This window comes from Streptomyces sp. NBC_00872 (assembly GCF_045161915.1).
Lineage (GTDB): Bacteria > Actinomycetota > Actinomycetes > Streptomycetales > Streptomycetaceae > Streptomyces.
In genome coordinates, this window is record NZ_CP108806.1 from 4,201,318 (window position 1) to 4,221,024 (window position 19,707).

General features: G+C 70.4%; 17 protein-coding genes. 1 reads left to right on the top strand and 16 read right to left on the bottom strand.

The annotated features are described in order from the left end of the window. Window positions 1-7: 7 nt before the first annotated feature. The 12 genes from kynU to OG214_RS18035 all read right to left on the bottom strand — a co-directional run bounded on the left by kynU (window position 8) and on the right by OG214_RS18035 (window position 12,784). Window positions 8-1,438: a kynureninase gene (gene kynU / locus OG214_RS17980; RefSeq protein WP_405985285.1), complete on the bottom strand. Its 1,431-nt coding sequence runs from the start codon at window positions 1,436-1,438 to the stop codon at window positions 8-10. Further along, the gene (locus tag OG214_RS17985; RefSeq protein WP_365903417.1) at window positions 1,431-2,276 is read right to left on the bottom strand and encodes a tryptophan 2,3-dioxygenase family protein; all 846 of its coding nucleotides are present in this window, start codon (window positions 2,274-2,276) and stop codon (window positions 1,431-1,433) included. The genes kynU and OG214_RS17985 overlap by 8 nt, the downstream gene beginning before the upstream one ends. Before the next feature lie 326 nt (window positions 2,277-2,602). Further along, window positions 2,603-3,523 carry a DUF3152 domain-containing protein gene (locus tag OG214_RS17990; RefSeq protein ID WP_405985286.1) on the bottom strand — a complete coding sequence of 307 codons (921 nt, stop codon included), beginning with the start codon at window positions 3,521-3,523 and terminating at the stop codon, window positions 2,603-2,605. A 370-nt stretch (window positions 3,524-3,893) separates the two neighbouring features. Continuing rightward, window positions 3,894-4,307 carry a DUF3151 domain-containing protein gene (locus OG214_RS17995; protein WP_365903415.1) on the bottom strand — a complete coding sequence of 138 codons (414 nt, stop codon included), beginning with the start codon at window positions 4,305-4,307 and terminating at the stop codon, window positions 3,894-3,896. Window positions 4,308-4,329: 22 nt separating this feature from the next. Further along, window positions 4,330-5,808, bottom strand: a complete 1,479-nt coding sequence (locus OG214_RS18000) for an MFS transporter (protein ID WP_405985287.1) — start codon at window positions 5,806-5,808, stop codon at window positions 4,330-4,332. Between the two features lie 183 nt (window positions 5,809-5,991). Beyond that, complete coding sequence (gene fbaA, locus OG214_RS18005; RefSeq protein ID WP_405985288.1) at window positions 5,992-7,023, bottom strand: class II fructose-bisphosphate aldolase; 1,032 nt, start codon at window positions 7,021-7,023, stop codon at window positions 5,992-5,994. Between the two features lie 366 nt (window positions 7,024-7,389). Next, a complete protein-coding gene (gene pyrE / locus OG214_RS18010) occupies window positions 7,390-7,929 on the bottom strand; it encodes an orotate phosphoribosyltransferase (RefSeq protein WP_365903412.1) in 540 nt (179 codons plus the stop codon). A 64-nt stretch (window positions 7,930-7,993) separates the two neighbouring features. Beyond that, complete coding sequence (locus tag OG214_RS18015; RefSeq protein WP_363084589.1) at window positions 7,994-8,788, bottom strand: aldose 1-epimerase; 795 nt, start codon at window positions 8,786-8,788, stop codon at window positions 7,994-7,996. Between the two features lie 9 nt (window positions 8,789-8,797). Then, window positions 8,798-9,781: an SRPBCC domain-containing protein gene (locus tag OG214_RS18020; protein WP_405985289.1), complete on the bottom strand. Its 984-nt coding sequence runs from the start codon at window positions 9,779-9,781 to the stop codon at window positions 8,798-8,800. 178 nt (window positions 9,782-9,959) lie between these two features. Next, on the bottom strand, window positions 9,960-11,558 hold the full coding sequence (locus OG214_RS18025; protein WP_405985290.1) for a polyamine aminopropyltransferase: 1,599 nt from the start codon (window positions 11,556-11,558) through the stop codon (window positions 9,960-9,962). Between the two features lie 54 nt (window positions 11,559-11,612). After that, window positions 11,613-12,131: a DUF2617 family protein gene (locus OG214_RS18030; protein ID WP_363084586.1), complete on the bottom strand. Its 519-nt coding sequence runs from the start codon at window positions 12,129-12,131 to the stop codon at window positions 11,613-11,615. A gap of 332 nt (window positions 12,132-12,463) precedes the next feature. Continuing rightward, on the bottom strand, window positions 12,464-12,784 hold the full coding sequence (locus OG214_RS18035; RefSeq protein ID WP_363084585.1) for a hypothetical protein: 321 nt from the start codon (window positions 12,782-12,784) through the stop codon (window positions 12,464-12,466). Window positions 12,785-13,066: 282 nt separating this feature from the next. Between OG214_RS18035 and OG214_RS18040 the strand changes: the two genes are divergently transcribed. Beyond that, window positions 13,067-14,227, top strand: coding sequence for a pyridoxal phosphate-dependent aminotransferase (locus OG214_RS18040; RefSeq protein ID WP_405985291.1), 1,161 nt, complete (start codon window positions 13,067-13,069; stop codon window positions 14,225-14,227). Between the two features lie 141 nt (window positions 14,228-14,368). Here OG214_RS18040 and OG214_RS18045 read toward each other — a convergent pair whose 3' ends face one another. From OG214_RS18045 to clpB, 4 genes are all read right to left on the bottom strand, one after another. Further along, a complete protein-coding gene (locus OG214_RS18045) occupies window positions 14,369-14,896 on the bottom strand; it encodes a YbjN domain-containing protein (RefSeq protein WP_363084583.1) in 528 nt (175 codons plus the stop codon). A gap of 81 nt (window positions 14,897-14,977) precedes the next feature. Next, window positions 14,978-15,499: an RloB family protein gene (locus OG214_RS18050; RefSeq protein WP_405987541.1), complete on the bottom strand. Its 522-nt coding sequence runs from the start codon at window positions 15,497-15,499 to the stop codon at window positions 14,978-14,980. A gap of 46 nt (window positions 15,500-15,545) precedes the next feature. Beyond that, window positions 15,546-16,844 carry an ATP/GTP-binding protein gene (locus tag OG214_RS18055; protein WP_405985292.1) on the bottom strand — a complete coding sequence of 433 codons (1,299 nt, stop codon included), beginning with the start codon at window positions 16,842-16,844 and terminating at the stop codon, window positions 15,546-15,548. Window positions 16,845-16,990: 146 nt separating this feature from the next. Continuing rightward, the gene (gene clpB / locus OG214_RS18060; RefSeq protein ID WP_405985293.1) at window positions 16,991-19,642 is read right to left on the bottom strand and encodes an ATP-dependent chaperone ClpB; all 2,652 of its coding nucleotides are present in this window, start codon (window positions 19,640-19,642) and stop codon (window positions 16,991-16,993) included. Window positions 19,643-19,707 lie beyond the last annotated feature (65 nt).

A 19,707-nucleotide genomic window follows, 5' to 3' on the forward strand; every position in this document is an offset into this window, starting at 1 on the left:
CCGGGGGCTACGCGAGCGGCCCCGCCGGGACCTCGCGGAGGACCTCCCCGAGCACCCGCGCCGCCCGTTCCGTATCGGCGAAACCGACGTACAACGGGGTGAATCCGAAGCGCAGCACGTCCGGTCTGCGCAGATCGCCGACGATCCCCCGGGCGATCAGCGTCTCCATGACCAGCGGCGCCTCGGCGCAGCGCAGGGCGACCTGGCTGCCGCGTTCGGCATGGGCGGCGGGGGTCAGCGAGGCGACCCGGCCCGGCGGCGCGTACGCCTCCACGCACTCCAGGAAGAAGTCCGTGAGCGCGAGGCTCTTCTCGCGCACCGCCTCCACCGTCACCCCGGCCCAGACGTCGAGGGCCGCCTCCAGCGCCAGCATGGAGAGGATGTCGGGGGTGCCGACCCGGCCCCGTACGGCTCCCTCCGCCGCCGCGAAGTCCCCGGTCATCGCGAACGGATCGGCATGCGAGTTCCAGCCGGGCAGCGGGGAGTCGAAGCGGTCCTGATGGCGCTCGGCCACATAGAGGAAGGCAGGTGCCCCTGGCCCGCCGTTCAGATACTTGTAGGTGCATCCCACGGCGAGATCCACACCGTGCTCGTCCAGTCCGACCGGCAGCGCGCCCGCGCTGTGGCACAGGTCCCAGAGTGCGAGAGCCCCGGCCTCGTGCACGGCCGCGGTGATCCCCGGCAGATCGTGCAGCCGGCCGGAACGGAAGTCGACATGGTTGACCAGCGCCACGGCCGTACGCGGCCCGAGCGCGCCGGGCAGCTCCGCCGGTGCGACGGGCACGATCCGGCTGCCGGTCATCCGGGCCGCGGAGCGGGCCATGTACCCGTCCGTGGGAAAGGTCGTGGCGTCGACGAGGATCTCGTCCCGTCCGGGGCCCGCGAGCCGTACGGCCGCCACCACGGCCTTGAAGACATTGACGCTGGTGGAGTCGCCGACCACGATCCGGCCAGGACCGGCGCCGACGAGCGGCGCGATCCGGTCGCCGATCCGCTCGGGCGCCTCCCACCAGCCGCTCTCGGTCCAGGAGCGGATCCGCAGCTCGCCCCACTGACGGCCGACGACCTCCTGGAGACGCTCGGGGACATGGCGGGGCAGCGCGCCCAGCGAGTTGCCGTCGAGATAGACGGAGTCGTCGTCGAGCGCGAACAGCTCGCGCCGGCCGGCCAGTTCATCGGCGGCGTCCAGCGCGGCGGCCCGCGCGCCCAGGGACCGGACCCGTACGGCCGGGGACCCGGTCTCAGCGACCAGGGGCCCGGCCGGTACGGCGGAGGACTCGGCCGGTGCGGCAGCGGACTCGGCGGGTGCGGCGGAGGACTCGGCGGGTGCGGCCAGGGACTCGGACATGGCGGACTCCGTCACGGTGGACTCGGACACGGCGGGCTCGGCCGGTGCGGACCCTGCCGGTGCGGACTCGTGCATCGCGGACTCAGACATGGCTGCGCGCCGTCCACAGCTCGGGGAAGACGTTCTTCGCCGCGCGCTTCTCCAGCCAGGCGACGCCCGCGGAGCCGCCCGTACCGGTCTTGGAGCCCATCGCGCGCCGGGTCGCCACCAGATGGTCGTTGCGCCAGCGCCAGACCAGCTCACCGACGTCCGTCAGCGCCTCGCCGAGCCGGATCAGTTCGCTGTGCTGGTCGGGGTCCGCGTAGATCCCGGCCCAGATCTCCTCGACGGCGGGCGACGGCTCGTACCGCCGTGCGAGATCGCGGTCGAGCACCTCCGCCGGCACCGGCAGCCCGCGCCGGGCGAGCAGCCGCAGGACCTCGTCGTACAGGCTGGGCTCCTGGAGCGCCTTCTCCAGTTCCGCGTGGACCCGCGGGGCGCCGCGGTGCGGGACGAGCATCGACGAGGACTTCTCGCCGAGCAGGAACTCCATCCGCCGGTACATCGCCGACTGGAAGCCGGAGCCCTCGCCGAGCGCGCCGCGGTACGAGTTGAACTGCGCGGGTGTGAGCTGGGCGAGCGGCCGCCAGGAGGCGTTGAGCGCCTCCAGCTCCCGTACGGAGCGCTTCAGCGCGTCGACCGCCACGCGCGTACGGTCCTCGCGCAGCGCGCGGGACGCGGTCTCCCACTCATGGACGATGACGGTGAACCACAGCTCCATGACCTGGGTGGTGACGAGGAAGACCATCTCGCCGGGGTCATCGGAGCGGAGGTGCTGCAAGTGGGTGAGGACGTCGGCCTGGACGTAGTCCTCGTACGGGGTGGTCCCCGCGAAGTCGAGATTCGGGGCTTCCGAACCGGCTCCGGGGGCATCGGGGGCGTACGACATCGCTGTCTCCTCGATATGGCTGCCGGGTAGCGGTCCGCCCCTTTCCGTGTGGTTACGGAGCCCCGGTCCCCTCCCGGCATCATAATCCGGGTCCCGCGCCCGGGGTCAGGCCAAGGGGCGGAGGAGGTCGGACGTGGGGCCGCTCGCCGGGGCCCTCGCTCGGGCCTTGGAGGCACCACCCGGTGGCCCGGCACCACTGCCGGAAAGCCCTCAGCCCGGTCAGCCCGTAGGCCGGTCAGCCCTCAGACAGCTCGTACCGTCGTCGCTCGGACTCCCGGCGCTCGGACTCCCAGCTCACGGACTCCCGGCGCTCAGACCGTCAGCGCTCAGACCGTCGGCCCGGTGATGTACTTCCCGTTCTTGTCGTACGGCCAGGCGTTGGACACACAGCCGTCGAGCCCCTTGATCTGCTGCATCATCACCGGCGCGAGCCGGCCGGGGCCCGAGCAGCCCAGGTGCTGGCGCAGGCCGATCTCATGGCCGACCTCGTGGTTGATGATCAGATGCCGGTAGTGGGCGGCCGGCCCGTCGAAGGTGGGCGATCCCAGCACCCAGCGGCGCAGATTGACCACGACTCCGTCGACGGTCTCGCAGTTCAGCTCGCCGTGGGTGTTGAGCCCCTGGGCCAGACAGAGCCGGTCGGCGGTCGCCGGGGTGGCGATACGGATGACGAAGTCGGCGTTCGAGGAGACGAGCTGGAAGGAGCCCCGGCCGTGCGCGGCCCAGCCGCGTGGGTGGGCGAGTATGCGCTCTATCTCGGCGGCGGCCTCCGCCGCGGATATGTCGATCCCCTTCTCGACCTGGACCCGGTAGCGGCGCAGCGGCCCCGAGCCGACCCTGCCGCCCTCCGTCCGCGCGGTGGTGAAGGTGCCGGGTCCTGAGGCGGGCACACGGGGCGGCGGGGGCGGGCCGGAGGAGCGGGGGGCGGAGGGCGTCACGGACGTGGAGGGGCTCGCCTCACCGGAACCGGCGCCGGGCGCGGGCGACGAGGACGACGCGGACGGGCGCTTCGGGGGCGCCGACGCGGTCCGGGACGGGTCCACGAGTACGTCGGCGACCTCGCCGGCCGTGGAGGCTCCTTCGTCGCCGCCCGGCAGAAACGCGAAGACCGCGCCGCCGAGGACGATCACGCCCGCCAGGCCGAGCCCGCCGAGGGCCAGCGGACCGAGCTGGCGGCGGCGGTCGCCGCGGCGACCGCGGTTGCGGCCACGACGGCCGCCTCGACGGGTGATGGCGCGCTTGCCCAAGACGGGACTTCTCCCCTGGTGAGACCGGCGCCGAGGGGAGATACGGCTGGAGTGCCCCGGGCCGGCGGGTGCGAACGGTGGATCCGCGGGGCGTGCGATCGTACAGACGACCGAAGGCCCGCGCCCTGGCAGACGGGCGGGGCCTTCGAAAGGTTCCGTTCTCAACCGGATGACTTCATACGCGGACATGGCGCGCGGCACCTGTCGACCGAGACGTCGGCACCTGCCGGCCGAGGACGTCGGTCACCTGCCGACCGAGGACGTCGGTCACCTGCCGGCCGAGAGTCTCGCCCGCGTATCGGCCGTGGCGCGCGGCCACCTGTCGGCCGAGGGTGTCCGCCACTGTCGGCCGAGGGCGCCGGCCCCCGGCTCAGCCGAGGGTGTCGGCCGCCAGCGGCGAGGAGTCGCGCAGGAAGGTGGAGCAGCGCTCGTACTCCTCCTGCTCACCGATCGCCTGCGCGGCCCGTCCGAGCGCGTGCAGCGCGCGGAGGAAGCCACGGTTCGGCTCGTGCTCCCACGGCACGGGACCGTGCCCCTTCCAGCCGTTGCGGCGCAGGGAGTCGAGCCCGCGGTGGTAACCGGTCCTGGCGTACGCGTACGACTCGACGACCCGGCCGTTCTCGAACGCGCCGTCGGCGAGCTGCGCCCAGGCCAGCGACGACGCCGGATACTTCGCGGCGACCTCGGCGGGCGGCGTCCCGTTGGCAAGCAGCTCACGCGGCTCGGGATCATCAGGAAGCTGAGTGGGAGGCGGTCCCCCCAGAAGGTCTTTATGGATGGCCATACGTACAGTCTGCCTTGCCGCGTCACCCCTCCGTCGCCGGGCGGTCCGTGGTCCCTCCGTCGGCGGGGCGTCCCAGCGTCCTCGGTTCCAGCGGGGGTGCCGTCAGACCGCAGTGGACCTTGCATTCGGGCTGCTCGCCGGCCGTTTTCGGGTTCCGTACCGTCGCCAGGGCGATCAGCGCGCCCACGACCAGGATGCCCGCGCAGATCGGCATCGCGCGGCGGAAGGTGTCGCCGAACTGGGTCGCCGAGCGGTACGCCTCCGGGCCCATGCCCGTCAGCAGGGGCAGGGCCGCCACCGCGAGAAGGCCGGCCGCGCGGGCCGCCGCGTTGTTGATACCGCTGGCCAGACCAGCCCGCGCGGTGTCCACGGAGCCCAGGACCGTCGCCGTCAGCGGCGCGACCAGGGTCACCATGCCCAGCCCCATCACCAGCAGCGCGGGCAGCACATCCGGAAGGTATGAGGCGCCCCGGTCCACACGCAGCATCAGCAGCATGCCCCCGGCGCACAGCAGCGGTCCCACGGTGAGCGGAAGCCGCGGCCCTGTCTTCTCCCCCAGCGCCCCTGAGCGCGCGGAGAACAGCAGCATCAGGATCGTCGTCGGCAGCAGGGCCGCCCCCGCGCCGAGCGCCGAGTACCCCACCACCACCTGGAGTTGGAGCGCGGCGAGGAAGAAGAAACCGCCGAACGCCGCGTACACGCACAGCGTCACCAGATTGACCGCGGTGAACTGCCGGGAGCGGAAGATCGACGGCGGCAGCATCGGTTCCGGACGACGCCGCTCGACCGTCACGAACGCCACGGCGACCCCCACCCCGATCAGCCCGGACCAGATGTCCTTGCCGATCAGCGCGTAGGTGATCAACGCCAGCCCCACCGCGCCGAGCACCGCGCCCAGCACATCGAACCGGCCGTGCGCCGCCGGGTCCCTGGACTCCGGTACATGCCGCAGCGCCACCGGCGCACAGATCGCCGCCAGCGGCACATTCAGCAGAAACACCCAGCGCCAGCCCGGACCGTCGACCAGCCAGCCGCCCACGAACGGGCCGATCGCGGCCCCGACCCCGCCGAGCCCGGACCAGAGCCCGACCGCCCGTGCCCGGTCGTCCGGATGGAAGCTCGCCTGGATGATCGCGAGCGAGCCCGGTACGAGCAGCGCGCCGCCGATCCCCTGCAAGGCGCGCGCGACGATCAGGATGGCGGCATTCGGCGCGATCCCGCAGAGCAGCGAGCCGAGCGCGAACCAGACCACTCCGAGTACGAAGATCTTCCGCCGCCCGTACCGGTCGCCGAGCGACCCGCCCAGCAGGATCAGCCCGGCCAGCGTGACCATGTACGCGTTGACGGTCCACTGAAGCGATGCCAGATCCGCGTTGAGCGACCTCCCGATATGGGGCAGCGCGACATTGACGACGGTGGAATCGAGCAGGGCCATGCTCGAACCGAGCACCGTCGTCAGAATGATCCAGCGGCCCTGGGCCGAGGACAGCCTGATCTCCATACGGGGATCATCCTCGCCCCGGAGCCCACAAGCGACCCGGCCGACGAAATCTCCACGGGGCGGCATGACTCGGGCCCGGCACCGGGAAAGGTGCCGGGCCCGAGCACGGCCTTCGTACGGGAGTCTCCGCGCGGGGCGTTCACGCAGGAGTCTGCGCGCGGGAGCTACCGGTTGTGCCGCGGCCTACTTGAGCTTCGTGCCCGTCGAGCGCAGCGCCCCGCACGCCTCGGTGACACGCTTGGCCATGCCCGCCTCGGCCAGCTTGCCCCAGGTGCGCGGGTCGTAGGTCTTCTTCGAGCCGACCTCGCCGTCGACCTTCAGCACACCGTCGTAGTTGGTGAACATGTGCCCCGCGATCGGACGCGTGAAGGCGTACTGGGTGTCCGTGTCCAGGTTCATCTTCACGATGCCGTTCTCCAGCGCCGTGGCGATCTCCTCGGCGCTGGACCCGGAGCCGCCGTGGAAGACGAAGTCGAACGGCTGGCTGCCGGCGGCCTTCCCGTACTTGGCGGCCACACCCTCCTGAAGGTCCTTGAGCAGCTCGGGACGGAGCACCACATTGCCCGGCTTGTAGACGCCATGGACATTGCCGAAGGACGCGGCCAGCAGATAACGGCCCTTCTCGCCCAGACCGAGCGCCTCGGCGGTGCGCAGCGCGTCCTCGACCGTCGTGTACAGCTCGTCGTTGATCTCGTGGCTGACGCCGTCCTCCTCGCCACCGGTCGGGGTGATCTCGACCTCAAGGATGATCTTGGCGGCGGCGGCCTTGGCGAGCAGTTCCTCACCGATGGCCAGGTTGTCGGCCAGCGTCTCGGCGGAACCGTCCCACATGTGCGACTGGAAGAGCGGGTTGCGTCCGGCCCGCACCCGCTCGGCGGAGATGTCGATCAGCGGACGGACATAGGCGTCGAGCTTGTCCTTGGGGCAGTGGTCGGTGTGCAGCGCGACCGTGATGTCGTACTTCGCGGCGACCACGTGCGCGAACTCGGCGAGGGCGACCGCGCCGGTCACCATGTCCTTGTTGTACTGACCACCCAGGAACTCCGCACCGCCGGTGGACATCTGGATGATGCCGTCGCTCTCGGCCTCCGCGAAGCCGCGCAGCGCAGCGTGCAGGGTCTGGGACGAGGTCACATTGATGGCCGGGTAGGCGAACTTGCCTGCCTTCGCCCGGTCGAGCATCTCGGCGTAGACCTCGGGGGTTGCGATGGGCATCGGGCCGCTCCTTGTGATGTGCGGGTGTGAGGTGCTTGTCCCTGACTGGGGTCCCTGACCTGGGGGCGACGTCATCGTCTCCCCCATCCTTCCAGACTCCGGTACGGGCTCCACCCGGAGCACCACATCCGCCGTACGCCAGGTGTCGCGTCCGGAGTCCTTCCCCATAGCGGCGCGGCCCTGGCTGTTTCACGTGAAACAGCCAGGGCCGCGTGGAATGCCCAGCTCAGAGCCGCTTAGCCGCTTGTGCGGCGCCAGGACCTCGATGTCACAGGGACCCCGGCCTCAGACCGGACCGGACCGGGCCGGGCCGGGCCGGGCCAGGTCGGGTCGGGTCGGGTCGGGTCGGACCCGGCCCACAGGCCCTCAGGCCAGACCCAGCTCATCCAGCCCATAGACACGGATATACGGAAGCCCCGCCTCGGCGATCACAGGAGCCGCGCCCCGCTCCACGATGACCGCGACCGCGACGACCTCGCCGCCGGCCTCACGTACCGCCTCGACAGCCGTCAGCGGGGAACCGCCGGTGGTCGAGGTGTCCTCGACCACCAGACAGCGGCGGCCCTTCACCTCCGTGCCCTCGATCCGGCGCTGAAGACCGTGCGCCTTCTGCGCCTTACGGACGACAAACGCGTCCAGTCGCTCACCGCGCGCGGCCGAGGCATGCAGCATCGCCGTCGCCACCGGGTCGGCGCCCAGCGTCAGCCCGCCCACACAGTCGAAGTCCAGCTCGGCGGTGGTGTCGAGCATGACCTGACCGACCAGTGGCGCGGCATGACCGTCCAGGGTGATCCGGCGAAGGTCGATATACCAGTCGGCCTCACGGCCCGAGGAGAGGATGACCTTGCCGTGGACCACGGCCTTGTCCTTGATCAGTTGCAGCAGCTCAGCCCGTGCGTCAGTCATGGCGATGAGCTTATGCGGTCACCGGCGCCCGCCCCGAGCCGTACCCCGGCCGTACTCCGGGCCGTCAGAGCCGCCGCCAGTTCCAGTTCGCCGTGATCTCCAGCGGCTCGACGGGGGTGACCAGCCGGGGCAGGGTGTTGAGCCCGTTCGGCGGGCCCGACTGCGGTTCCACACAGACCGCCTCGGCCTGCTCGTCGTAGACCACGACCCACTCCGTCCGGCTCGTGACCTTCAGCTCCAGCTCGTCCGGCCAGGTGAGCGTGACGTCCACACCGTCGGGCATCCCGAAGCAGTCGTCCCAGGGGCCGGGGCGCGGTGTCACCCGGTGGCCGGTGGGCAGATGGTCGCTGCCGCGCTCCTCCTGCCAGGCGGGGTCGAAGTCGATACGCGCGTCGCTCCCGCCCAGATTGCGCAGGAACCAGGGGTGCCAGCCGGCCTGGGCCGGGAAGGACGTGTCGTACGTCTCCACCCCCAGCGCGAGCGACAGCCCGTCCTCGGTCAGCTCGAAGGTCTGGGTGACCCGGCCGCTGTACGGCCAGGGGTCGACGAGGTCATAGGTGAACGCCGCCTCACTCCCACCGACCCGGGCCGTGCGCCAGGCCGTGTTCCGGCCGGTGCCGTGGATGGCGTGGGGCGGGGAGTTGAGGGGCATCTGATGGACCACACCGCCGTTGCGGAACTGTCCGTTCTCGATCCGCCCGCACCACGGCACCATCGGGAAGCAGCCGTACCGCGCGCCCTGGCGCAGCAGTTCCGTCCCGCCGATCCGCAGACTGCTGATCCGGCAGCCGTTCTCCGGAGTGATGGTCAACTCGGCGTCGCCCGCCGCCAGTCGGATGCTCTCTTCGCTGCTACTCACACCCCGACACTACTTGCGGCGGCGCAGTGCGCGTCCGACCACCACGGCGGAGGCGAGCGCGAGTGCGGCGGCCGGCGCGACCCACCGGAGCGTGGCACCCGCGCTGCCGGAGTCGGGGGCGGGCACGGGCGCGTACCGTCCGCGCGGCGGCGCGTGGTCGACCTCCTCGGCGCTGCGGCCGATCATGGTGCGCCGCGCGTGCGCGGCCTCGGCGGGCGGCTCGTCGGGAACGAGGAAGTCCCCTTCACCGGAGATGGTCTCCCCGTCGAGGGACGACGGCGGTACGTCCACCTCGAAGGAGGAGGCGTCCAGTTCGTCGTCGTCCAGCTCGTCGTCCGTGCGTTCGTCGTCCGTGAGCTCGTCGTCGTCCAGGTCGTCTTCGAGTTCCTCGGCGACACTGTCCTTCTGGTCGACGACATCGTCCGGTTCGACGGCGTCCGGTCCATCGGCGCTGCCCGGCTCCCGGTCGGTGTCGGCGGCCTTCATGACCCCGGAGGTGTCCACCCCAGAGGTGTCCTCTGTCTCCGGCGCCTTCGACGCCTCGGGTGTCTCCGGTGTCTCCGGTGGGACCGACACCTCGCCCAGCCGCGCCGCGAAGCGGTCCAGCAGCCGGTGCGCCGCCGCCGTCACCGTCTCTCCGGGCAATTCCGCCAGCCGGCCTTCCACGCGTGATCCACCCGTGAAGGTGAGCGTCGTGCCGTCCGCTGCCTCCGTGAGCCGGAGCGCGAGCGTCAGCTTGGCGGAGCCCGTGCCACGGGCCTCCGCGCCCTCACCCTCGGCGGTGAAGACGCCGTCCCGTTCGGCGAGCGTCAGCGTGCCCCGATAGGTGATCGTATGGCCGCCGATCCGGACCTTGAGACGACCGGAGAGCGGCCCCGCCGACTCGTCCGCGTCCTGTTGGAGCCCCGGGACACAGCGGGCCACCCGCGAGGGGTCCCTCAGCGTCTGCCGGAGAGCCTCTGCCACCACCGGAACGAACACCTCATGCTCCATGGAAACCGAGCCTACTCAGACCGGGCGCCGGAAGCTGCCCACCGGACAGACCTAGGCTCCGTCCGGGGCGGATTCGCCGCCCCGCCACATGCCTCACCACAGCGCGCCACACCGCACCGCACACCGCTCCACCCGTCCCATCGCACACCTCACCACCCGCTTTCACTCCGTGCACCTCTCACTCCATGTACCGCGGATGCACCAGCGTCGACGGCGGCAGATCCGGTATCCGTGTGCGTTCGACCCCCCGTGCGCCGGCCGCCAGCAGCGGTATTCCCAGGGACCGCAGCCGGGGCGCGTCCACCGCGAGGCCCAGTCTCGGACGGCTTCCCAGCTCGGCCAGCTCGAAGCCCCAGTCGGACAGGGCGGGCGTGCCGTCCTTCACCCGGTCGGGTCCCGCGGTGAAACCGGAGGGCGAGCCCGTCGCGCTGTAGGGAGTGGTGCCGAAACCGGCCGCGCGCAGTGTCGCGTCGACCGTCCAGTACGTACGCGGCTGGGCCGTGGGCGACCCGGCGTGCACCGCCAGCCGGCCGCGGTCCGTGAGCACCTGGGTGGCCAGACCGTAGAACTCCTCCGAGTACAGCTTCGTGCTGGCCGTGATGCCCGGGTTCGGCAGATCCGAGATCACCACGTCATAGGTCCGCCGCGGGGCCTCCCGCAGCCAGGTGAACGCGTCCGCGTAGACGGCCCGCAGCCGTGGATCGTCGTACGCGTGCCCGTTCAGCGCGGCCAGCGCCGGATCCGTACGGGCCAGCCGGACGACCCCGGGGTCCAGCTCGACCACGGTGACCGCGCGCACGTCCCCGTACCGCAGGACCTCGCGCGCGGCCAGTCCGTCGCCCCCGCCCAGGATCAGCACGCGCGCGTGCGGCCCGCGCATCGCGGGGTGCACCAGGGCCTCGTGATAGCGGAACTCGTCACGCCCGCTGACCCGCAGCCGCCCGTCCAGATAGAGATCCAGCGGTCCGTACCGGCCGCCGGTGAGCACGACCTCCTGGACGTCCGTATGGACGGCGACCCGCACCTGGTCGCCGTAGACCGCGCGCCGCGCCGCCCGCTCGAAGTCGTCGACCAGCACGGCCGCGGTGGCCAGCACCGACAGGACCAGGACATTGACGGCCACCAGCAGCCAGCGCGAACGCGGTGTCAGATCCCGCCGGAAGAGCCACAGGACCAGGGCGCCGCCCGCCACCGCGTTGACCGCGCCCGTCAGCAGCGCGCCCGTGAGCTGTCCGAGCCAGGGCAGCAGCAGAAACGGGAAGGCGAGCCCGCCGACCAGCGCGCCCACATAGTCGGCGGCGAACAGATCGGCGACCGTCCCCTCCGCGCTCTGCCGGGAGAACCGCTGTATCAGCGTCATCAGCAGCGGGATCTCGGCGCCGATGAGGATGCCGATGGCCAGCGAGAAGCCGACCAGGGCGTAGCGGGACTCGCCCATCCATATGAAACTCCCGTACAGCACCAGCGCCGAGCAGCCGCCCAGCAGCGCGAGCGCCGCCTCCAGCAGCCCGAAGCCGACCGCCGCCCGGCAGCGCAGCCGCTTGGCGAGCAGCGAGCCGACGCCCATCGCGAAGACCATCACCGACAGGACGACGGACGCCTGGGTGACGGAGTCCCCGATCAGATACGAGGCGAGCGCGACCAGCTCCAGCTCGTACACGAGTCCGCACGCGGCACAGATGAAGACCACCGCGAGGATCAGGAAACGCCCGGCATCCGCGCGTACGGGCAGCCGTTTCTCACCCTGGGACGGCGAGGACGCGGCTTGCTCGATCATGTCCGTAACGCTACGTCACGAATTCATTGCGGTTTGTCACCCACACGGGTGTAACTACAGCACCGCAGGCATACGGACGCCAACTCGTGTGCGCGTCACGACCAGCTGCCCCTCCTGGGGGTACGCGTGCCAGGTACGCCAGTGCACCTGGCCCTCGTCGCGCTGCGCCAGCATCGCGGTGAAGGCGTACGGAGCGCCGGGGAAGATGCCCGCCAGCCCGTTCGGGTGGTCGGCGACCAGCGCGAGCAACTCCTGCGCGCGCCCCGCGAACGAGCCGCGCGAGAGCGTCTCGACGCGCGCCGCGAATTCGTACTCCCAGTCCCCGAGCCGTTTGGAGACACCGAGCGGCAGCGGTGTGCTGCTGCCCGGGATACAGGCCACGGTCTCGGAGCAGATGCCTCGCTCCTCCTCCAGTAACACCTGGTGGGAGGCGCCGAGCAGGCGGAGCTGTAGTCCGGCGCCGTCGAGTTCGAGGTCGAGGACGGCCAGGGCGGGGAGTGGGTCCCGGCCCAACGCCCAGGCCAGATCGGCGGCACGGGAGTCGGTGTAGGCCGTATTGAGATTGGTGAGCATGGGCAGGCTCCGCTAACACGCTTGACGGGTGGACCGGGACGACCCGGACGATGAGCGGGAACTTGTGGGGGGAGATCGCCGGCTCGGCTCCGCGTGAGGTCCGAGGGCTGGAAGCTCTCAACAGCGAGGGAATCACGAAGTACGCGGCGCTCACAGGGCTTTTACCCAACTTGGCGGGGTTTTCCATCCGCTCGGGGGCCCTACAGTTCAACTGTTCAACAAAAGCGACGAAGACCGGTGGGGAAGGACCCCCAAACGGTCAACAGGGAGATGCCCGGCGGGAGTTCGTTCCCCGCCGGGCATCGTCGGCATCGCGGACCGGCTGCCCCGTGTCAGCCGCCTCCGCCGCCGCACCCCCCGCCACCGCCGCACGACGAACCCCCTCCGCAGGAGGAACCGCCGCCGCCGCACGAAGCGGATCCGCCCCCTGCGGAGCCGCCCGCCCCACCGCCCTCGGCCCACCAACTGCCCGTGGAGCGGCGCTTGGCGCGCTTCTTCGTCGAGACGCCGGCCGTGGCGCGGCTCCTGGTCGTGGCACGCGCCGCGCGACGGCGCCGCCTGCGCGGCGTGTCCCGGTTGCCCACGCTCGCCACGAGCCCGACGAACGCGATCGTCCCCATGACCGCGACGACCAAAATCCCCAGACCAGTCATCGATCCCACCGTCCTTCTGTTCCCCCGTGGCGGAGCCCCCCGCGCCCCGTCGCGCGGCCGGCTCCGCGGTGACCGGCTTTCTTCCGTGCCTTCGTGCCCGCACCCCGTCACGTCGTCACGTCGCCGCGTCGCCGCTTGGCTGCTTCGTCACGTCGCCGCTTCGTCACTTCGTTACTTCGTCGCTTCGTCCGTGAACTCGGTGCGTGACTGGGGTGTCCCCTCGGCGTCGGGGGCCCAAAGCTGACTTGAGCAACTCCAGAGGTTCGGCACAGGATGGCCGTCATGACCAAAGAATGGCTCGGCGGCACGACGATCTTCGCGGAGATGTCGGCGCTGGCGGTACGGACCGGAGCGATCAACCTCGGCCAGGGTTTCCCCGACACCGACGGCCCCGAGGAGATCAGGGAGGCCGCGGTCCGGGCGCTGCGCGACGGGCGCGGCAATCAGTACCCGCCGGGCCCCGGCGTACCCGAACTGCGTACGGCCGTCGCCGCGCACCAGCGGCGCTTCCACGGTCTGACGTACGACCCGGACACCGAGGTCCTCGTCACGGCGGGCGCCACCGAGGCGATCGCCGCCGCGCTGCTCGCGCTGGTGGAGCCGGGCGACGAGGTGATCGCCCTGGAGCCGTACTACGACTCGTACGCGGCCTGTATCGGCATGGCGGGCGGCACACGCGTCCCGGTCACCCTGCGCCCCCGCGACGGCGCGTACCACCTGGACCTCGACGAACTGCGCGCCGCCGTCACCGACCGCACCCGCCTGATCCTGCTCAACACCCCGCACAACCCGACCGGCACGGTCCTCGGACGCGAGGAACTGGCGGCCGTCGCGGAACTCGCCGTCGAACGGGACCTGCTCGTCGTCACCGACGAGGTCTACGAACATCTCGTCTTCGAGGGCGAGCACGTACCGATCGCGAGCTTCCCCGGCATGCGCGAGCGCACCCTGACGATCAGCTCCGCCGGCAAGACGTTCTCGTTCACCGGCTGGAAGGTCGGATGGGTGACGGGAACGCCGAAGCTGGTGACGGCGGTGCGGTCCGCCAAGCAGTTCCTGACCTATGTGGCCTCGGGACCGTTCCAGTACGCGATCGCGGAGGCACTGGCCCTGCCCGACACGTACTTCACCGCGTTCCGCGACGACCTCCGCGCCAAGCGCGACGTCCTCGCCAAAGGCCTCACCGACGCCGGTTTTCACGTCTACGTGCCCCAGGGCACCTACTTCATCACCACCGACATCAGCGATCTGGCCCCCGGCACCGACGCCCTCACCTTCTGCCGCGAGCTCCCCCACCGCTGCGGTGTCGTCGCCGTCCCCAACTCCGTCTTCTACGACCACCCCACCGCGGGCCGCACCCAGGTCCGCTTCGCCTTCTGCAAACGCCAGAGCGTCTTGGCGGAGGCCGCCGACCGGTTGCGGACGTCGTTCGCGCGCCACTGACGGCCCACCGGTACCGGGTGTCCGCACGCGCGGCCCGCACGCCCCAGGCCTGACGCGCAGAGCCCGGACGGAGCCGTGATCGCGGTGATCACGGCCCTGACCGGGCTCTTGTCGTACGGCTGAGCGGCGGGACGAGCGTGCTCAGGCGTCCTCGGGCTTCTCGTCACCCGGCTGGAGGCCGAACTGCTCCACGAGCCACTTGTCGAACTCGATCGAGGCCCGCACCCAGCTCACCGTCGACGACACGAAGTGCTCCAGGCTGACGCCCATGCCGATCAGCATCTGGGCCTCGCCGATGAGCCGGACGGTGGGCGGACCGTCACCCTCCTCGTGGATGTGCGTGTAGACCTTGGGCCACAGCGTGCGACGGTTCCAGTCGTCGATCGCGTCCAGGACCTTGGACTTGTCCGCGATGGGGTGCGGCCGGTCGTAGAACGTCCGCACCGAGAAGACCTGCTGGTCCTCCTCACCGCGGAACATGAAGTACGTACGGAATTCCTCCCACGGCGCCGCGAGGTCACCCTCGTCGTCGACGACGTACTTCAGCTCCATCTGTTCGAGGAGCTGCTTGACCAGATCCTGATCAGGGACGACGGGGCCCGCCGGTCCTGCACCCTGCGGTTGGGGCTGGCCCCCGAAATTCGGAATCGAGGACGGGTCGATGCTCACCGTGTATTTCCCTTCGTACGGTTCCTGCCATCCTCCCCCATCCCCCGAGGGCCCTGGCAACCCCGGCCACCCCTCAGCGGGTCACGGGTTCGCCATCCGGTCCGTGAGCCGCCAGACGCCCGTCGAGGGATTCAGAGCGTGTTCCGCCCCGGACGGATCGAGTTTCCGGGCCCGCTCCCCCGCCTGCGGTACCCCGTCCCGGTATCGGGAGAAGTCCACCCGGGTCTTGTCGTAGCCGGGCACGTGCTTCTCCAGCAGCGGGAGCAGCTTCTTGTATGTGCCGACGTGGGCGCGATGGTCCGCGAAGTGGAGCAGGAGCCACAGCTCGAAGCACGGGTTGGAGACGGCGATCTTGATGTTGTGCCGGCGGGCGGCGAGGGCGGCCTCGGCCACATCCTGGTACTCGTCGACGTCGAAGACGCACCACACCTCGTCGTACCCGCCCTTGTTCAGCTCCCGCTGGCCACGCGCGTACGCCACGAGCTGCGTCGGAGAGCAGGGCTTGCCGCGTACGACGACGGAGACTGCGGGGTTACGGAGATCGTCGCGTAACCCTTGTAAATATTGTCGCTCGGTCTCCTTGCTGCCGCACACGATCAGCATCGTGCGCGCGGAACGCCGGACCGGGCCGCGCCGGCGGCCCGATCCCTCACGCGGAAACGACCTCGCCATGAGCCCCCCAGTACTTCTTGAGCATGTCCTCGAACGCCGTCTCCGGCAGCAGCGGCACCGCTCCATAGCTGCCCGCCAGATAGCGGCGCTCGAAGTTCTCGCCCTTGCGCGGCTTGAAGTCGGTGAGCGGATACAGCGTCGAAGCGCCGGTCCCGGCGTCCTTCTCCACGAACCAGACCTGGTCCCGGCGGAGCACCTGGTCCCCGAGCATCGTGCCGAGGAGGGAGGCGTCGTGGGTGGTGAAGACCAACTGGGCGCCGAGCGGATTCAGCTCCGGGTTCTGGAAGAGCGTGAGCAGCTTGGCGGTGAGCAGAGGGTGGAGGCTGACGTCGATCTCGTCGACCCACAGGGAACGTCCCCGCAGAATCGCCGTGATCGCGTTGGTGATCATGGTCAGCCAGGTCTTGGTACCGGTCGACTCCGCGTCCACCGGCAGGGCGAATTCATCGTCACCGACCCGGTGGACGAACTCCATCGACTGCGATGCCGCTTTCTTGAAGTCCTCCGGCATCTCTTCCCACGTCGGCTTACCCGCCTGCCGAGCCTTAATCGCCTCGAACTCCGCGTTCCTCTCCGCTCCCCGGCGGATGCCGTGCACGCCCAGATCCGCCACGGCAAGCACATCCCCTCCGAGGAGAGGCAGTCCCCCTCGCGCGAATGTCTCGTACATGAGGGCAACCACCGCGCCGGCCTTCACAACAGCCTGCCGCACCCCGTCACCGACGACGGACGAGCCGCTCACGGCGCTCCACACCGCACCGAGTTGCCCATGCGAGGACTGGGCTCCGGCCGAGAGATAGAGACTGTTCGGCCTCATCATCCGCTCGACGACCACCCGTTCACCGGTCAGCGTCGCACCGTACGTCATGTTCATCCGGTCGCGTTCGAAGAGAACGCGTTTGCGGCCCTTGGGGTAGGCGTAGAGCCACTCCTCCGCAACCTCCGTGTCCGTGACGCTGAAGCCGTACACATACCGCACGCCCTCCAGCAGGAGATCCACCCCGTACGACGACGGCTCGTGACGACTCTCATGATCGAGAAGGAAGGGCCGCCGCCGCACCGGAGCGCCCGGCAGCCACCGGGCCTGCGACTTTTCCACCGCGCCTCTGAAGAACTCGAACGCGTCCACCACCGTCGACTTCCCCGACGCGTTCGCGCCGAAGATCGCCACCACCGGCACCGCCGGCCGGTCGTCCTCCCCGTACGTCGGTACGAAGTTCAGCTCCTGGGGTTCACGAAGAGAGCCGTGGTTGGCGACACGAAAGCTCAGCAGCATGGACCCGCCACCCCCTTAAACCGCCTTGTGAACAAGTGAACCGCAATATAGGCGCCGAGTCGATGTTAGTTCGTGTCCGCGGACACGAACAGGCCCGCCACCCGGGCGGGTGACGGGCCTGTCGGCAGCCGCAGCGGCACTGGCCGCTACAGCGTCTTGCCGGTCGGCTGCGGCGGCTCCGCCGGTCCCGCCGGTTCCGTCGGGTCCGGGTCCGGGGTGGCCGCGCCGACGATCAGGCCCTCGGCGAAGCGGTCCACGCGGACCGTGTCGCCGTCGGTGATCTCGCCCGCGAGGATCTCCTTGGCGAGGCGGTCGCCGATGGCCGTCTGGACGAGACGGCGCAGGGGGCGGGCGCCGTAGGCCGGGTCGTTGCCCTCGTCGGCCAGCCATTCCAGGGCCGCCGGAGTGACCTCCAGAGCCAGCCGGCGCTCGGCGAGACGGCGGGCCAGCCGGTCGATCTGGAGCTTGGCGATATGCGCCAGATCGTCCTTCGTCAGGGCGGAGAAGACCACCAGGTCGTCGAGACGGTTCAGGAACTCCGGCTTGAAGGAGGCCCTCACCACCTCCAGGACCTGCTGCTTCTTCGTCTCCTCGCTGGTGGTCGGCTCGACCAGATACTGGCTGCCGAGGTTCGACGTCAGGATCAGGATGGTGTTGCGGAAGTCCACCGTCCGCCCCTGGCCGTCGGTGAGCCTGCCGTCGTCCAGCACCTGGAGCAGGATGTCGAAGACCTCGGGGTGCGCCTTCTCCACCTCGTCCAGCAGGACGACGGAGTACGGGCGTCTGCGCACGGCCTCCGTGAGCTGGCCGCCCTCCTCGTAGCCGACATAGCCGGGAGGGGCACCGACCAGCCTGGCCACCGAGTGCTTCTCGCCGTACTCGCTCATGTCGATACGGACCATGGCCCGCTCGTCGTCGAAGAGGAAGTCCGCGAGGGCCTTGGCCAGCTCGGTCTTGCCGACGCCGGTGGGGCCGAGGAAGAGGAAAGACCCGGTGGGCCGGTCGGGGTCGGCGATCCCGGCGCGGGTACGGCGTACCGCGTCGGAAACGGCCCGTACCGCCTCCGTCTGGCCGATCAGCCGCGTGCCCAGCTCCTGCTCCATACGCAGCAGCTTCTGCGTCTCGCCCTCCAGCAGCCGCCCGGCCGGGATCCCGGTCCAGGAGCCGACCACGTCGGCGATGTCGTCCGGGCCGACCTCCTCCTTGACCATGGTGTCCTTGGCCGCCTCCTGCTCGGCCGCCGCGGCCTCCTCCAGTTCCCGCTCCAGGCCCGGGATCTCCCCGTACAGCAGCTTGGAGGCGGTGTCGAAGTCGCCGTCGCGCTGGGCCCGCTCGGCCTGGCCGCGCAGATCGTCGAGACGTTCCTTCAGCTCACCGACGCGGTTGAGGCCCTGCTTCTCCTTCTCCCAGCGGGCGTTGAGACCGCGCAGTTCCTCCTCACGGTCGGCGAGATCGCGGCGCAGCTTCTCCAGCCGCTGCTTGGAGGCGGGGTCGGACTCGTTCTTCAGCGCCAGTTCCTCCATCCGGAGGCGGTCGACGGCGCGCTGGAGCTCATCGATCTCCAGGGGCGAGGAGTCGATCTCCATCCGGAGCCGGGACGCGGCCTCGTCCACCAGGTCGATGGCCTTGTCCGGAAGGAAACGCGAGGTGATGTAGCGGTCGGAGAGCGCGGCGGCGGCGACCAGGGCCGCGTCCGCGATCTGCACCTTGTGATGCGCCTCGTACCGGCCCTTGAGCCCGCGCAGGATCGCGATCGTGTCCTCGACGGTGGGCTCGGCGACCAGCACCTGCTGGAAGCGCCGCTCCAGCGCCGCGTCCTTCTCGATCCGCTCGCGGTACTCGTCCAGCGTGGTCGCGCCGACCATACGCAGCTCACCGCGCGCCAGCATCGGCTTGAGCATATTGCCGGCGTCCATGGCCGAATCGCCGCCGGCGCCCGCGCCCACGACGGTGTGCAGTTCGTCGATGAAAGTGATGATCTGTCCGTCGCTCGCCTTGATCTCGGAAAGGACGGTCTTGAGGCGCTCCTCGAACTCGCCGCGGTACTTCGCCCCGGCCACCATCGCACCGAGGTCCAGCGAAACCAGCCGCTTGTTCTTGAGCGATTCCGGCACGTCGCCCTTGACGATCCGCTGCGCGAGCCCCTCGACCACGGCGGTCTTGCCGACGCCGGGCTCACCGATCAGCACCGGGTTGTTCTTCGTACGGCGTGACAGCACCTGCACCACACGCCGGATCTCCTGGTCCCGGCCGATGACCGGGTCGAGCCTGCCCTCACGGGCCGCGGCGGTGAAATCGGTACCGAACTTCTCCAGGGCCTTGTACTGGCCCTCCGGGTCGGGTGTGGTCACCCGGCGCCCTCCCCTTGCCTTCTCGAACGCGTCCAGCAGCTTCTTCGCATCGGCGCCCCGCTGGTCCAGCACCTCCCCGGCCTGTCCGCCCTTGGCCGCGACACCGATGAGCAGATGCTCGGTGGAGAGATATTCGTCCCCGAGTTCCTTGGCCCGCCGAGCCGCGTCCGCGATGACGGCGAGCGTCTCGCGGTTGGGCTGCGGAGGCGCGACGGTGGATCCGGTCACGCTGGGCAGCGCGGCGAGCACCCGCTCGGCACCGGAGCGTACCGCCACCTGGTCCGCCCCCACGGCGGCCAGCAGATCGGTGACGTTCTCGTTGTCCTGGCCTTCGAGCAGCGCGAGCAGCAGATGTGCGGGGGTCAGATCGGGATGTCCGGCCGCCACGGCGCGGTTGGTGGCGGCGTTGATCGCGTCCCGGCTCTTGTTGGTCAGCTCGGCGTCCACGTGCCCACTCTCCTCCTTGTCACGTCTTGCGCAGATCTCGACTTCGACTGCGACTTTGACTGAAG

Bases quoted from the DNA above. Each gene is read 5' to 3' on its own strand.
- OG214_RS18035 (WP_363084585.1), bottom strand. From the start codon at position 12,784: ATGACTGGTCTGGGGATTTTGGTCGTCGCGGTCATGGGGACGATCGCG.
- pyrE (WP_365903412.1), bottom strand. From the start codon at position 7,929: ATGACTGACGCACGGGCTGAGCTGCTGCAACTGATCAAGGACAAGGCC.
- OG214_RS18000 (WP_405985287.1), bottom strand. From the start codon at position 5,808: ATGGAGATCAGGCTGTCCTCGGCCCAGGGCCGCTGGATCATTCTGACG.
- OG214_RS18055 (WP_405985292.1), bottom strand. From the start codon at position 16,844: ATGCTGCTGAGCTTTCGTGTCGCCAACCACGGCTCTCTTCGTGAACCC.
- OG214_RS18020 (WP_405985289.1), bottom strand. From the start codon at position 9,781: ATGGAGCATGAGGTGTTCGTTCCGGTGGTGGCAGAGGCTCTCCGGCAG.
- OG214_RS18030 (WP_363084586.1), bottom strand. From the start codon at position 12,131: ATGCTCACCAATCTCAATACGGCCTACACCGACTCCCGTGCCGCCGAT.
- OG214_RS17995 (WP_365903415.1), bottom strand. From the start codon at position 4,307: ATGGCCATCCATAAAGACCTTCTGGGGGGACCGCCTCCCACTCAGCTT.
- fbaA (WP_405985288.1), bottom strand. From the start codon at position 7,023: ATGCCCATCGCAACCCCCGAGGTCTACGCCGAGATGCTCGACCGGGCG.
- OG214_RS18050 (WP_405987541.1), bottom strand. From the start codon at position 15,499: ATGCTGATCGTGTGCGGCAGCAAGGAGACCGAGCGACAATATTTACAA.
- OG214_RS17985 (WP_365903417.1), bottom strand. From the start codon at position 2,276: ATGTCGTACGCCCCCGATGCCCCCGGAGCCGGTTCGGAAGCCCCGAAT.
- OG214_RS18040 (WP_405985291.1), top strand. From the start codon at position 13,067: ATGACCAAAGAATGGCTCGGCGGCACGACGATCTTCGCGGAGATGTCG.
- kynU (WP_405985285.1), bottom strand. From the start codon at position 1,438: ATGTCTGAGTCCGCGATGCACGAGTCCGCACCGGCAGGGTCCGCACCG.
- OG214_RS18025 (WP_405985290.1), bottom strand. From the start codon at position 11,558: ATGATCGAGCAAGCCGCGTCCTCGCCGTCCCAGGGTGAGAAACGGCTG.